10 protein-coding genes are annotated in these 14242 nt (G+C 41.0%); 2 read left to right on the forward strand and 8 right to left on the reverse strand.

Features of this window, described 5'->3' with window-relative positions; translation table 11 throughout:
* Positions 1-156 precede the first annotated feature (156 nt).
* Together NO991_RS04835 and NO991_RS04840 are read right to left on the reverse strand one after the other, a co-directional pair.
* Positions 157-3309 carry an efflux RND transporter permease subunit gene (locus NO991_RS04835; RefSeq protein WP_055020813.1) on the reverse strand — a complete coding sequence of 1051 codons (3153 nt, stop codon included), beginning with the start codon at positions 3307-3309 and terminating at the stop codon, positions 157-159.
* 3 nt (positions 3310-3312) lie between these two features.
* Positions 3313-4485, reverse strand: coding sequence for an efflux RND transporter periplasmic adaptor subunit (locus tag NO991_RS04840; RefSeq protein ID WP_138600497.1), 1173 nt, complete (start codon positions 4483-4485; stop codon positions 3313-3315).
* 158 nt (positions 4486-4643) lie between these two features.
* On the opposite strand from NO991_RS04840, the gene NO991_RS04845 reads away from it, so the two are divergent.
* A complete protein-coding gene (locus tag NO991_RS04845) occupies positions 4644-4892 on the forward strand; it encodes a YkgJ family cysteine cluster protein (protein WP_054562006.1) in 249 nt (82 codons plus the stop codon).
* A 170-nt stretch (positions 4893-5062) separates the two neighbouring features.
* Here NO991_RS04845 and NO991_RS04850 read toward each other — a convergent pair whose 3' ends face one another.
* The 6 genes from NO991_RS04850 to NO991_RS04875 all read right to left on the reverse strand — a co-directional run bounded on the left by NO991_RS04850 (position 5063) and on the right by NO991_RS04875 (position 12823).
* Entirely contained in the window at positions 5063-6901 is a 1839-nt protein-coding gene (locus NO991_RS04850; RefSeq protein WP_300580266.1) for a TonB-dependent siderophore receptor, read from the reverse strand.
* Between the two features lie 201 nt (positions 6902-7102).
* Positions 7103-7405, reverse strand: a complete 303-nt coding sequence (locus NO991_RS04855; protein ID WP_054551496.1) for a hypothetical protein — start codon at positions 7403-7405, stop codon at positions 7103-7105.
* 138 nt (positions 7406-7543) lie between these two features.
* Positions 7544-8092 carry a DUF4136 domain-containing protein gene (locus NO991_RS04860; protein ID WP_054551495.1) on the reverse strand — a complete coding sequence of 183 codons (549 nt, stop codon included), beginning with the start codon at positions 8090-8092 and terminating at the stop codon, positions 7544-7546.
* Between the two features lie 122 nt (positions 8093-8214).
* Positions 8215-11001, reverse strand: a complete 2787-nt coding sequence (locus NO991_RS04865; RefSeq protein ID WP_371351721.1) for an ATPase — start codon at positions 10999-11001, stop codon at positions 8215-8217.
* Complete coding sequence (locus NO991_RS04870; protein WP_063705788.1) at positions 11001-11546, reverse strand: hypothetical protein; 546 nt, start codon at positions 11544-11546, stop codon at positions 11001-11003. The genes NO991_RS04865 and NO991_RS04870 overlap by 1 nt, the downstream gene beginning before the upstream one ends.
* 2 nt (positions 11547-11548) lie before the next feature.
* The gene (locus NO991_RS04875; protein ID WP_166340378.1) at positions 11549-12823 is read right to left on the reverse strand and encodes a hypothetical protein; all 1275 of its coding nucleotides are present in this window, start codon (positions 12821-12823) and stop codon (positions 11549-11551) included.
* A gap of 148 nt (positions 12824-12971) precedes the next feature.
* Between NO991_RS04875 and nhaD the strand changes: the two genes are divergently transcribed.
* Positions 12972-14222, forward strand: a complete 1251-nt coding sequence (gene nhaD / locus NO991_RS04880) for a sodium:proton antiporter NhaD (RefSeq protein ID WP_054551492.1) — start codon at positions 12972-12974, stop codon at positions 14220-14222.
* Positions 14223-14242 lie beyond the last annotated feature (20 nt).

The raw sequence follows: 14242 nt of genomic DNA on the forward strand, positions 1-14242 counted from the left end.
CTATGTCCTTATAACGTATTTAGTTATTTTTTGAATTGTTTCTTTTTTGCTCATTTAAGCTTAGCAAAACAACAGGATTTATAGGAACATATTTTTAAATAAAAAACGCTTGGCAATTAAGCTTGCCAAGCGCTCGGTTGGGATTTTGAGGGTGGGTTAATTACTGGTTGTTTGTAATTTTGCTTCTGGCTCTGCTTTTTTACCTCTTAGCTTGCCAATTAAGCGTTTGAAGTCTTCTAACGCGACGTACTGACAAGGGATTAAAATAAGCGTAATGACCGTTGCAAATAACACCCCGAATGCTAGAGATACAGCCATTGGGATAACGATTTTTGCTTGTAAGCTTGTTTCCATAATGATTGGTAATACACCAATAAAGGTTGTAATCGAGGTCAGTAATATTGCTCTAAAACGACGCGCACCGGCTTGCATTACAGCCTCTTTGATTGCAACACCTTCGGCGCGGGCTTTATTGACAAAGTCGACCATCACTAGCGAGTCGTTTACGACAACACCTGCAACAGCGATGATACCGAATACTGATAGGCTACTCATTGTCATACCTAAGATCATGTGGCCAAACATTGCACCAATGACACCGAATGGAATAACCGACATGATGATAAATGGCTGTGAGTACGAGCGAAGTGGAATAGCAAGTAACGCAAAGATAATCATCATTGATAAAGCAAAATCACGTACTTGTTCTGCCACACTATCCATCTCTTCTTGAATACGACCTGCCACATTACTTTCTACACCAGGGTAGCTTTTCAGTAGGCTAGGTAAGTATTCGTCACGAATTTCTTTTGCAATGGCAAATGGTTCAGCTTGGTCAGTATTAACCGCAGCCCACACGTTTACAGTACGTTTAGCGTTCTCACGGCGAATACGGTTTACACCATCTACAATGTTAACTTTAGCAACTTCAGCAAGCGGTACTTCAACACCCGTTGGCGTGATGATACGCGCATCTGTGATGTCACTTACTGCGTTACGCGATTCACGAGGGTAGCGGATCATTACTTTGATCTCTTCACCGTCACGTAAAATACGTTGTGCTTCTAGGCCGTAATAGCTAAAACTAACTTGTGATGCCACATCTGAAAGGGTTAACCCTAAGCTGTAAGCAAGTGGTTTAAGTTCAAGTTGAACCTCGTCAGTTGCAGATTGTAGTGAGTCATTTACATCGCCTACGCCTTGCATGCTATTTAGCTTTTCTTTTAACTTAGCAGCCACTTCTTTGAGCTTATTGATATCTTTGCCTTCTAAGCGAAAGCTCACATCACCGTCATCACGACCACCGTTCATGATACTGTCTTCAATATTCAGCGTTTTCACACCTGGCAGTGGTGGCATTTGCTCACGCCACATTGCACTTAATTGGAAGGTATCAATAGGGCGTAAGTCTGGTTCAACCAAAATCGCCATAATGCGTGCACTTGTTCTACCGCGTAAACTAACCGATAAATCGCGGATCATTGCTTGACCATATTGCTCTTCAAGTTGTTTATCGACATCTAAAATCAGCTTTTCAATTGTTTGCGCTGTCTCAAGGGTTGCTTGCTCAGACGAAGATAAGTTCATTTCAACTGAGATACGCGGGAAATCATGTGGAATTTTAGGGTTCGCAACAAATTTCACTAAGCCACCAGCGAACATACCGCCACTAACAATAAGTACACAGATAAAGCCAACAATCACGGTGTAACGGTAATGAATACAGCGGCCAATAAATGGTGTGTAGTAATTATCAACAAAGTTCTTGAGGCCTTTATCCATACCTAAACGTAAGCGATGTAGTGGATTTTTAGGGTTCGCAGGTTTATTTTTCATTGCCGCTAAGTGAGCCGGTAAAATTAGTTTTGACTCAATTAGTGAGAAAATTAAACATAGGATAATTACACCACCAATGGCTTTAGAAAACGCAGAGCCAGGACCGGATGCCAGTGTTTGTGGTAAAAATGCGGCAATTGTGGTTAACACCCCAAAGGTTGCAGGAATAGCAACGCGTTTTACGCCGCGTACTACGTTATCTAGGCTATGACCGTGCTTTTCAATTTCAGCACTGGCTGACTCACCGACGACAATAGCATCATCAACGACTATCCCGAGCACCAGTATAAATGCGAATAAAGAAGCTAAGTTAACCGTGATATCAATAAAGCCCAGTGGCATCATTAAAAATGCGCCTAGGAATGACACAGGTAAGCCCATCATTACCCAAAACGCTAAGCGTAGTGGTAAAAATAGCGCCAGTACCACCATCACTAAAATACCACCCCAAATCATGTTGTCGATCATCATGTTTAGACGACCTTCAAGGTAGTAAGTTAAATCAACAATCGGTGATAGTTTTACACCTGCTGGTAACTGTGGTGCTTTATCTGCTAGGTATTTTTTTAATACCGCAGCAACTTTAGTGATGTCTTGATCTTTCGACGCATTTACTTCAAAAGTCAGTGAGTTTTTACCGTTGTACTTAGAGTATTGTAAGCCTTCTTCAAAGCCGTCGTTAATTGTTGCTACATCACCTAAGAAAACTTGAGCGCCATCTGGTAAGTGTAATAAAGGCAGATTTTCGAACTCTTTACCACGATATGCTTGGTTTTCAACACGCATTGAAATGTAGCCATTTTCAGAGCGAATTTGACCTGCAGACATATTGGCAGAAAAGCTGCGAACGGCTGTGGCAATATCACGGAAAGTTAAACCATACTCACGTAGCTTATCTGGGCTAATTTCGATGCCAATTTCGTAGTTTAAGCCACTGTAAAAGTTGACTAAGTTAATTTGTGGTAAAGCTTGTAGCTCATCTTTTATGTCGTTACCAAGTTCTTTGAGCTGGTAGTTACTCATATCGCCATACAGCGCGAGTATCATCACTTCTTGCTCAAACTTTTCGCGGCGAACAATTGGGCGTTCCATCTCAGCAGGGAAGGTATTGATTGAATCAACCTGCATCTTGATTTCATCGAGTACTTCCTGCGGGTCGTACTTCTCTTCGATTTCGATCCAAGCTTGTGAAAAACCACGGTTCGAATAGGTAATTAAACGTTTAATGCCTTCGAGACCTTCTAAAGACTCTTCGACCTTAATGGTGATACCTTCTTCTACCTCTTGCGGCGCAGCCCCTGGGTAGACAGCTTGAATACTGATCCAATTGCTCTCAAATTGTGGGAACATTTGCTTGCGCACCGACATAGCCGTCAATAAGCCACCCACTAAAATGAAAATCATAAGTAAGTTTGCAGCAACTGGGTTGCGAGCAAACCAGGCAATAAGCCCTTTTTCTCTGTGCGTGGTCATGGCTTATTCCTCTTTTAACGCTAACTGCGTTGTTGGCACACTCAGTGTTGCGTCATCTAACTTGACCGCCATGCCTTCAGTTGGATATTCAAGTGCCGATGTAATCAGTTGCTCACCGTTAGCAAGGCCATTATCGGCGATCACCATGCCATTTTGTTCGCGAACGATGTTAAGTGTTTTAAAGGTAAGCGTTTCGCCATCTTGTAAAACAGCGACTTTTTTATCTTTAACTAAATGGTGCGGAACAACAATCGCGTTGTCTAACGCTCGGCCTTCGATAGTGGCGTTAATGTATGAGCCAAAACGTAATGGCTGCTTTTGCTCATAAGGCGTTGCTACTTGTGCTACTAAGTAATTCATGCGGCTTCGTTGGTCTACAACTCCTTCGCTACGTACGATAGTTGCTTGCCACGTTGTTTGTTTACCTGCAAATTCAGCATTAATTGATACGCTTGCACCAATTCCTTGGTTATTTAGGTATTGCAGATCTTTATCAGCAACAGGTAAACGAATTTCAGCCAGTGACGTTGAGCTCAGACTACCAAAGCTGTTACCTGGGTTTACCACACTACCTAGACTAATCAGGCGTTCGTCGATAATCGCATTGTAAGGCGCTTTAATATATGTGCGCTCAAGATTACGTTTTGCGCGTTTTACACTCGCTTGCGCAGCACGATAACTTGCAAGTTTTTCAGCAAGTTGTGGTTTACGTAAATAAAGCTCAGAAGGGATAACTTGGTTTGAGTCACCTTTGATGCGGTCCCACTCAGCTTGCGCAACTGACACCTGTGCACGTTCTATCTCAAGTGCAGAGCTTGCTTGGGCTAGTCCTGCTTCAGCTTCAATGAGTGCTGCTTCGTAATCATTTGGGTCAATACGTGCTAGAATGTCGCCTTGCTTAACAAATCCACCTTGTACGAATTGATCTGATAACGACACAACCTGACCACTTACTTGCGCAACAAGCTCAGTTTGGTTTTTAGGTTTAACGATACCGTATGATTTTACATCGAGGGTAATGGCGTCAAAGCTTAACGGTTTGATTGATACAAGCGGGCGCAGATCTTGTTCTGGTTTTTCTACTGGCGGTTGCTTCATTGAGGCAAATGCGAATGCCATTCCAAGTCCGCCGACTAATACGGCGATAGGGAGAATGATTTGTTTTTTACTAGCCACGGGATAGTCCCTCACGGTTGACGGTAATTAAAAATAAATTTGATAGGCTAAGCATACGCAATAAAGTGTTTACAAGGCGTTTGAAGATGTAACAAACCATTACACATATTACAAAGGCGCTACAAAGGTTCTATAAGAGGTACTCAATGACAGATAAAATGGCATGCAGATTAGGCTGTGGCGCCTGTTGTATTGCACCCAGTATTAGCTCACCGATCCCAGGAATGCCCAATGGGAAAGCAGCGGGAGAGCGCTGTATTCAGCTTGATGATAATAACCTATGTAAATTATTTGGTGATGAATCAAGGCCTAAGGTGTGTAGTGACTTTTCTGCCACTATTGATGTGTGCGGCACGACAAATGAGCAAGCGTTGTATTTAATTACCGAGCTTGAGCAGATGACTTAAAAAAGATTAAACCTTTAACACTTTTTAACGGTTACTGGGATCAGTTGTGTTTTTTATAACCAAATTTTTATTCACAGCATTTAATATAATTTTGGTTATGGTTCGTGAGATGTCTAGGCGGTAGCGCGATAGAGGAATGCCAGTCAATTGACTGGCATTGTTGTTTTTGTTTACCACGTATAAGTAGCGCTGAGAGTATATTGCTCGCCGCGACCAGGGGTACCCGGGACTTCTTCGAAAGATTCATCCCAAATGTTGTCAGCTGCAAAGGTAACAAACACATTATCAAGCTGAGCTGGGGTGAATTTTAGCGTTAACTGCGTGAAGAAGGCTTCATCATCAGAGTTACGTAAGCGGTTACTATGTTGCTTACGCCATTCGTTATCGATACGTAGCTCAAGCACATCCATTGGTTGCCATACTGCACCCAGTGTTACACGGTGATCAGGGTAGTTAAGCGCATAAAAGCTCGCATCAATATCTGCCGCGCCATAGTCTTCTGACTTTTCTAAGTAGGTGTAGCTGGCAATCAACTCAGTGCTTTCAAACGATTTATTCGCTAAAAACTCAACGCCTAAGGTGTCTATATCAACCGGGTTTGCAAAACGAGCTGAGGTTGCATCAAAGCGATATGTCCAATCTGTCAGGTTTTTATCTTTACGGTAGAAAATAGCTGAATCTAAACGCCACGAAGACTGTTCAATCAGTAAACCTAGCTCAAGGTTATCGGTTGTTTCGCGCTCAAGGCTGTAGTTACTTCTGAATAATCCGCCCGTTTCGCTGCCGCCGATGGCGGTATAACCGGGAACTTGTGTTGCTTCTGCGTATGATGCATACCAAGTATGTTCACCGCCGTTATGATTAGCTACTTTAAGGCTGGCATCGGCAATCAATGAGGTAGCTGAGCTATCGTGGTTAGTATTATCAAATGCTGCACCAATACGTACAGTAAGCTCTTTGTTCGCTGTAAGGGCTGATTTGTACTCAGGCAAGATACTTAGCTTAGTGTAATTGCGTGACGTAAAGTTGTTTTCAAGAGACGTTGATTCAATTTCATCAGCAATAAATTGCCCAGCATAATTAATTGCGTAGCGATTATTTAAGCGGTGACGCCCAGAGAGTGCTAATGACTTAACCGTGGTTTCGTGAAACGCTTCAAAAATAGCTGGGTTTTCACGAGACAAAACATAATGGTCGTTATGTTTACGATAATAGCCAGTCACTTCAAAGGTATTGCTCTCACCATACATTTGTTTGTGATTTAGCATGAAAAGCTTGGTTTCAAGATCTTCGGTTTCGTTAAAATTAAATGGCGTGTAAAGGTTTGGCCAACCAAAAAACTTCTCTTGGCGTCCGAACATTAAATCAGTTTGCGAGGTATCGCTTGCAATTTGAACGCGTGCTGAGGCACGTTCAAAGTCGTGGTCGCCATTATCAATTGAGCCATCACTTTTTGAGTGCGAGTATTCCCCTTCAATGCCTAATCGCCAATCTGGTTTACTATCCAGCTTTTGGCTATGGGCAGCATGAATGCTTTGTAAATTAAAGCCATTCGTACCTGTGCCAAGTGAAACGCTGCCAGTGCTTGTGATAGGGCGCCAGCCAAATGAAACTGTGCCAACCGAACTATTCATACCATAAAGGGCATTATCAGCCCCTGTAAGCACTGAAGGGCCTGTTAGCATTTGTGGCGCAATTGGAATTTCAGCAAAGTAGTGACCAGATTGAGGGTCGAATAACGTACTGCTACCGACACGAAAACCAGTATTTTCGAAAATACCACCACGAATAGTGACATCAGCTTGTGCTTCAGCCATGTTACGTGATTGCAAATCGACACGTGGGTCATATTCTAAGTTTGATACCGGCGCATCAAAGGTACCAACAGGCTCTTTATTTGCGGTTGCTGAAACTTCAACGGTGATTTGTTCAATATTGTTGGTGTCTTCTGCTAGCACTGAGCAAGTGACGAATAAAGCGGGAAGTGTAAGCTGTACTGCGCGTACCATCTAAAACTCTCTATTATTTTGATTAACTCGTTGCAGTGGCCGTTAAGAGCGCACTAGAAATTGCAGGTATTGTATCTGAATCACTGAGTTATACCACTCCAACCAGATTTCAGCAGGTAACAAAAAACCGCGCTAAGGCGCGGTTGTGCAATAAGAGCTGTGTCTATTTATTATTTAAAAAAGATGTGTGTTTCAGTTTGATTATTTATTTTTAACCGCATCATATTTACCAAAGAAAGTAATGATGAGAGCAACAAAAATACCTATAAATCCAATGACCGAAAAAGCTAGGCTATATTCAGCTTTAATATTAAAAATATTAAGCAAGCTAGTTATTAACAATAGAGAAATACCGGAAATTTTTAAAATCGTCTGTGTTTTATTTAAGCAAAACCATGCTTGACAAGAGGGGCATTGATTTTCAATGAAGAGGCTGTTTGTATTAACCTTTTTTATATCTTTAGTCGCAATTATGGTTTTACAGTTTGGGCAAGTTAATTTCATTTTATTCCTTTTTGGATCTTTTCTCTAAGACCCCTAATTCCATTTAGAGTTATTTAAGTTAAAGCATCATAGCAAACTTTGATCTTCACAAACAAAAAAGCTCACAATTTGTGAGCTTTTCAAAATTATGTAAAAGGCTTATTGCTGAGGTTTTGGTGGGAAGTTACTTAGAATGTTAGCAACAGTCTCTTTGATAACTTCAGTGCGCTTTTCAGGTGATTGGTTCTTTTGCAAACGACCTTCTTTCGCACCACGCCAAACTAATTGGTTAGAAGCACGGTCTACCACGTCTAAAATTAACGTACCCACTTCGTATTCGCGAGCAGTTGTTTGCGTGTTATAACCCATACCCCAGTAATTCCAGCGTGCACCGTAACCTACATTGAAGGTATCTACATCAATTTTAGTATCAACAGAGGCATGGTAGTTAATCAGCACATCTGCTTGTGCTAAATCAACTAGCTTCATACCGCTTTTTTCAAGTTCAGCATTAACGGCTTCACGAACCCGTTTTTCCATTAAAGGACTAATTTGGTAGTTCGATACATTTTTAGTCAAGCTGGCATTCGGTACCCAAGAGAAGGTTTTATAATTACTAAAATCGGCTGATTTGTCGTAATCCCAATCAGGCGTTTTAGCACAGGCTGCTAAAAATAGTACAGCCGTCGCGATTAATAAGTTCTTCATATTGTTTGCTCCTTGGCAAAATTTCCACTACTTGATTGATAACATAACACAAAAAATACTCAACTGAATGATTATTTAAAAACTATGGCACATTTACAAAAAAGTACTGTAATAGTTTGTAATTAAGCACTGTGTTCCACTTCTATCCAGTCTTTTTCATCGACCCAGTTTTGTGCGCCATCTTTAACAGTGCGAATAGGGACGATGTAATCACAGCTAACTTGTGGTTTAACTGAGGCAAAAATCGGCACAAAGCCAAAGCTAAGCGCGGTTTCGATAATTGCTTTTTGGTTTTGTGGGTCGATATCGGCTGCTTCATCGATATAAATCGGAATACGATACAAGTTTTGTTCTTGGTCGCTTAATAAGTAACGAATAAACAGCATACCGCAAAGTAACTTAATGGTAATACGCGTACCGTTAGAACCAGCTGAATCGATTTTTTCGAAGTGCTCAGTTTCACCAGCACGGTTTACTACTTCAAAACGAATATCGAATAAGTCGGTCAGTGTTAAACCAGCTTTTTCAGAGGCAAGCTTAATCAAATGATCTTTCGCTTCGTTTACTGCAGATTCGCTATAAGGCTCTTGGCTTAATAGGTCGAGGGTATCGCCTTGCTCAAACTGACTTGAGGTACTAATAATAGTATCAATGCTATCAACCAACATCTTGCGCGGAATAACATTAATTTTAAATGCTTGAAGGTTAGAGATACGGTGCTGACTAATGCCTTTATTAAAGCTGTTCATTTCGCGGCGTAGGCGGTCTAAGTCTTCGCGCAAGCCTTTAATGGTTGCGGCTACTTCAGTTAACGCAACTCTGCCTTGACGTTCAACCGCATCGCGCTCGTTATCAATGTTATGAAACGCGCTAATAAGCTTTTCGTATTTAGTAAACTCATCGTTTTCGTTATCAAATTTAGTAATACCTGCATTGTAAATATGCAGGTAGGTGTTACGTACGTTGATATCAAAGTTACGTAACTCTTGGCAGTCTTTATTGAAGTGGTGAATGAGGTCACTTAAGTTATCAAAATCAATACTGATTTCAATCATGTACGGAGTGACTTTTCCTGAGTAAACATCAAGGGTGTGATCGATACGTTCAGATTTAACTTGGCGTAAACGGTCAGCTTGGCGCGCGAGCAAATCTTTTTTCGACTTGATAATTGAGCGACGATCGCTGATTGAGCCACTATTCTTTTGAATATCTTGCAGGTAGTCGTCAACTTGTTCGCGTTCTGCATTTAACTGCTCTTTTAGCAGGGTTTGTGCATCGACAGATTGCTGCATCACTTCAAATTGTTCAAAACGTTTTAATGCTTCTTCTGAGGCCATTAACTCATCATACAAGGCATCTTTTTCTTTTTGCTTTTCGGCGACATTTGCGGCGACTTCGCGCTGTTGTTTAAACTCTTTCAGTGAGTTTTCAAGAGCAGCAAGTTGCGCAGTTAATTGCTCTTTATTTTCGCCAGTTTGCATTTGCACTGGGCTTAGCTTTTTAAGTTTAATCGTCGCACCAGGCAGAGTCAGTACACCGCCTTTCACGTTAGCCGATAACTGCTCTAAGAACTCCCCAAAGGCATCTTCGTCTGTGATCTCAACATCACCATTGCTGGTGGTGGCAAACGATAAGATATCTGGGTTCAGAATACGCGAAATCTCTTCAACTTCTTTCAAAGATAAATCTTCACGCATACGGGTGAATAAATTGAACTCAAGGTTCTTTAACTGCAGTTTTAAGCTCTTGATTTGCTTTTGTGTTTCGCTAATACGGTAATCAAGGGTGTGCAAGCTTTGCCCTTGAGCACTGCTTAATGAATGCGATAGCGATTCATAATCTTGTTTAAGCTGAGTAAGGCTGACTTTTAAAGTGGATTTATTAACCAACTCAAACTCAGATTTAAGCGCACGATAGTCTAAAAACCATTGTTCTATTTGAGTTTGTTTACGCTCAATATCGCGCGATTGCTGAATATACAGCTGCTGCTTTTGTTCGAACTCGTGCTTTTCGTGTTCGATATCCTCAAGGGCAATATTTAGCTCAGTGAGTTGCTCTTGTTGATAGGTTTCAAAGTCAATCAGTGCTTGGTCAATTTTTGGCGCATAAGCAGCAAGCTTACCTTTTAAAACCGTTTGGTTTTCAAGCATAGATTCAAGAGCTGCAATTGGCTCTTGCATTGACTCAAGGGCTTTTAATTCACGTTTAGCGCGATTCACTTTATCAAATGAACGTCGCCATACTTCATAAAAATCAACCCGTGAGTTTGACATATGGCGCTCAAATACACGTAACATAAAGCGTTTCACATCGCTGGCACCTAACTTATGCAAGTTAAGGATACGGCGGAAAATTTCTTTGTAAATCGCTGAGTCTTGCACGTTATTGAGGGGGATCATCTTTAAGTTGATATCGCCATCAAATGGGGTTGCGCCGCCAGTGAGTAGGGCGTTTAGCTCTTGCGCTTTTAATTCAATTGGATTGAAACCTTGCTCTTTTAAGTGATTAAAAAGCTTGGTGAATTTTACAATAGTTTTGCCTTGCGTGTAGTGTTCAAGGTTCAACTTACCTTGGTAGCAAAAAAACTGATGCGCGTAACCAGCAATTTTACCAAGGCCAGCAACACCAATCACCACAGGGCCATTAGGTAGGTCAGCTTCAAGCAAAATATAGGATTGGTCTGACGAAAAGTAGAATTTTCGGGTTTCGTCTAAATCATGGCCATCCCATTCTGTTAAACGCAAATCATTAATCAGTGGAAATTGCAGGGCATTAATTACCGAGCTTTTACCGGTATTATTCGGTGCACAAATAGAGCTACTTTTATCCAACGGGATCACGCATTTTGCATAGCCAGCGGTATTTAAAAGCGCAAGTTTGCTGAGTCCGTAAAGGCTTTGGCTTTGCATTATTCGTCATCTCCTAGGTAGGTTTCTTCGTTTACTTCCATTAATGCATCGATATAACGATAAATAGGTGCTTGCAGCATAAAGCCGTTTTCTACTTCGCGAGCAAGACCTAAACGCACCATACGTAGGTAAACGTCTTTGCGTAAATCTGAGCCTGAGAAGATTTCTAATTGATCAAACAAATGCTTGTTGATTTGCACTAAGGTTTGCATTAGTTCAAGGTCGTTTACTTCGTCAAACAAGGCACGCATTGGATCTTTACCGGTATTGGCATAGTGCTCAATCAAGATGTAGATAGTCAGTGCGATGGCACGCGAAATTTTACCCATATTTGGGGTGCTTTCGTCGCTACCAAAATAGTAAAAGCCACGGCTATCGTGTTGCAGGTCATGGCCAAGGGCGTTAAATAATGCGCGGTAAGCATCAATGTGTTGATCAAGCTCTTGCCACATCAGCGTGTCTTGTTCGCTAATGTGGTAGCCTGATGTGAGCTTTTTATTAATAGCTTGCAGATGCGTTAAATCATCTAAATTAATATCTGTCATGGTTATTGCTCTGTTGCTTTTTTATCGTCAGCAATCGATGAGTTAAATGGATAAAGAGAGAAGTGTTGCTGGGCAATTTTTATTTTTACTTTCTCTTGGCTTTGGCTGATTTCAAGGTCGCCATCGCTAATCAATTTTTGATATAAGAACAGCATTTCGTCAGCCTCTAGATCTGGGTAGCTTTCATCTAAGAAACTAAGCAGCGGCTGAGCTTTTTTGCTGGCTTTTTTAAAGCGTTTTCTAAATTGTGTTTTAACGTCGTTGTAATCAGGAATATGCGGGCTTTGATAGGCGGGCACATCATCATGTTCAGGAAGCTGATATTCATCGTGCTCAAAGTCAACTAAGCCTGCCATATAAGCCACGATATGACGTTGCTGACCAAGTGAAAAACGTTGTGCGTCTGAAACAAAGTTAGGCTGTACTGCACTTAACATGTTATCGACGCCATTTTTACGCACTAAACCAAGCACTTTAGCCGCTTGGCGAGTAATTAAGTTGTTGCGGCGTAACTCTTCACGCAGTGGCATCAACATATCGGCGCTTTTACGTAAACTTTCACGGCCAACTAAATGCATTTCTAGAATACGAGTACGTAATTGTTCAAGCATGCGCTTGTCTTGATATGATTTACCAAGGCGGTCAATTTGCTCTATTTGCGAGCTAATTTGCGCTTCGATGGTATTAAAGCAAGCGTGGAAGTCACCTCGAATATCAACCATTTCCAGCATAGGCTCGATGTATTCATCGAACGCTTCAATTACAGCCTGATAGCGTTTTTGCAGTGATTGCACCGCGTTGTCTGCTTTTGCTTGCTCAACAATATTTAAAATTGCGTTTTCATTGTGGGCAAACAATTTCATTATTTTGCGTACCCGATCATCCATAATGCGGCTAAAGCGGCGAAGCTCGTCGTAATCTTCAATTTCACCCGCTTTAGCAAGGCGATTGCCAAGGCGAGCTAAGTCATCAACGAGCACGCTAATCTCTTGAGCAAGACCTAAGTGCTCTTCTTGTAGCAAGAAAGTCGCAAAATCGGCGATCGCGCGGTTTATTTCTAACTGTGATGATTTTGCCAGTGGAATGATAATATCTTGATTCAATAAACGATTTGTTTCTTTATAAATGCGTTCGTTTGACCATGAGGGCTGCTTTTGTTTTATCGCATTTTGTACGTCTTTCAAGCTGAAATCAGCCATCTTAAAACGTTTAAATAGCAGTTCTAACACCCCCCAATGTTCAGTAAGGGTATTTAATAACTTTTTAGCTGGGATCATAAGGCTCCAGTAAATTCAGACTTTGGTGTTGGCGATTAGTAGTAAATTATGTAATTGAGAATAGTTTTATGCTTTCTATGCTGCTAGAATCCGCGCCGAAACACTCGACTTACAATTTTTACATTATTATAAAGGTTGTTCAAACACCATGGTAACCCCACTTATCCTAACCCTGATAGCGGTGGCATTTTTGCTTATCGTTATAGAGGATATTATCCATGTAAACAAGGCCAAAACGACGCTTTTTTTTGGCACTTTATGCTGGATTATCTTATTTATCTCTCCAATTCATGGGCAAAGCCCAGAAACCATACAACATCAACTGGATCACAACATATTAGAAATCGCGACTTTGTGGCTGTTTTTAATGGCTGCGATGACCTTTGTAGCGTATTTAAACTCTAAAGGTTTTATCCAGAATATTGTTCATAAAATTATGCCAAATCAAATCAGTGAACGAAAGCTGATGTTTCTGATTGGTGGTTTTGCGTTTTTATTTTCATCTATTTCAGACAACATAACGGCAACTTTAATCTCGCTTGCGGTGGTGATGTCACTTAAGTTAGATCCTAAAAAATTAATAAAATATGCGACCTTAATTGTATTTAGTGTTAACTCGGGTGGGGTGTCGTTGATCACAGGTGATGTGACAACCTTGATGATTTTCTTAGACGAAAAAGTCACCATTGCTAATCTACTATTATTAATTGCCCCTGCACTGACAAGTGTTGCACTGCTCGCGGCAATGTTGTCGGTGGGTATGTCGGGTAATGTTGTGTTTGAAAAACAAGCTGCCCGTCGTATCGAAAAAACAGATATTACCATTGCGGTTATCTTCTTCTCGACGATTATTGCCACGTTAACTTTGAGTGTGCTTTATAGTGTGCCGCCGCTGTTAACCTTTTTATTTGGTTTATCACTTATGTTTTTGGTTGCGCAATTTTTAATGCGCAAAAAAGACGTAAACAAAAAAATCATCGATTATATTCGTGAAATTGAATACGACACCTTATTGTTCTTCGTCGGGGTATTATTACTCGTTGGTGCATTAAAAGAAGTCGGTATGCTTGCTAAATTTACTCATCTTTATGAATTGATGGCACCAGAATACGCCAACTATTTAATGGGGCTATTATCAGCGGCGGTAGATAACGTACCTCTAACTGCAGCACTTTTAAAAGCTGATATTGTGATGAGCCCTCAGCAATGGTTGTCGTTTACTTACGCAACTGGGGTAGGTGGCTCAATGCTTATAATCGGCTCTGCGGCAGGTATTATTGCCATGAGTAAGGTAAAAGCACTAACCTTTATGAGCTATCTTAAAATGTCGGTTTATTTATTAATTGCTTATACCGTTGGTTATTACGGTTCGCACTTAGCGGGCAGTTTAATTTCATAAAACAACTTGACAGCTAGACG

This window comes from Pseudoalteromonas sp. DY56-GL22 (genome assembly GCF_041414715.1).
Classification (GTDB): Bacteria; Pseudomonadota; Gammaproteobacteria; order Enterobacterales; family Alteromonadaceae; genus Pseudoalteromonas; species Pseudoalteromonas simplex.

What these genes read in the sequence shown, in the direction of transcription:
- NO991_RS04835 (WP_055020813.1), bottom strand. Translation starts at nt 3,309, where the DNA reads ATGACCACGCACAGAGAAAAAGGGCTTATTGCCTGGTTTGCTCGCAAC.
- NO991_RS04845 (WP_054562006.1), top strand. Translation starts at nt 4,644, where the DNA reads ATGGCATGCAGATTAGGCTGTGGCGCCTGTTGTATTGCACCCAGTATT.
- NO991_RS04850 (WP_300580266.1), bottom strand. Translation starts at nt 6,901, where the DNA reads ATGGTACGCGCAGTACAGCTTACACTTCCCGCTTTATTCGTCACTTGC.
- NO991_RS04855 (WP_054551496.1), bottom strand. Translation starts at nt 7,405, where the DNA reads ATGAAATTAACTTGCCCAAACTGTAAAACCATAATTGCGACTAAAGAT.
- NO991_RS04860 (WP_054551495.1), bottom strand. Translation starts at nt 8,092, where the DNA reads ATGAAGAACTTATTAATCGCGACGGCTGTACTATTTTTAGCAGCCTGT.
- NO991_RS04865 (WP_371351721.1), bottom strand. Translation starts at nt 11,001, where the DNA reads ATGCAAAGCCAAAGCCTTTACGGACTCAGCAAACTTGCGCTTTTAAAT.
- NO991_RS04870 (WP_063705788.1), bottom strand. Translation starts at nt 11,546, where the DNA reads ATGACAGATATTAATTTAGATGATTTAACGCATCTGCAAGCTATTAAT.
- NO991_RS04875 (WP_166340378.1), bottom strand. Translation starts at nt 12,823, where the DNA reads ATGATCCCAGCTAAAAAGTTATTAAATACCCTTACTGAACATTGGGGG.
- nhaD (WP_054551492.1), top strand. Translation starts at nt 12,972, where the DNA reads ATGGTAACCCCACTTATCCTAACCCTGATAGCGGTGGCATTTTTGCTT.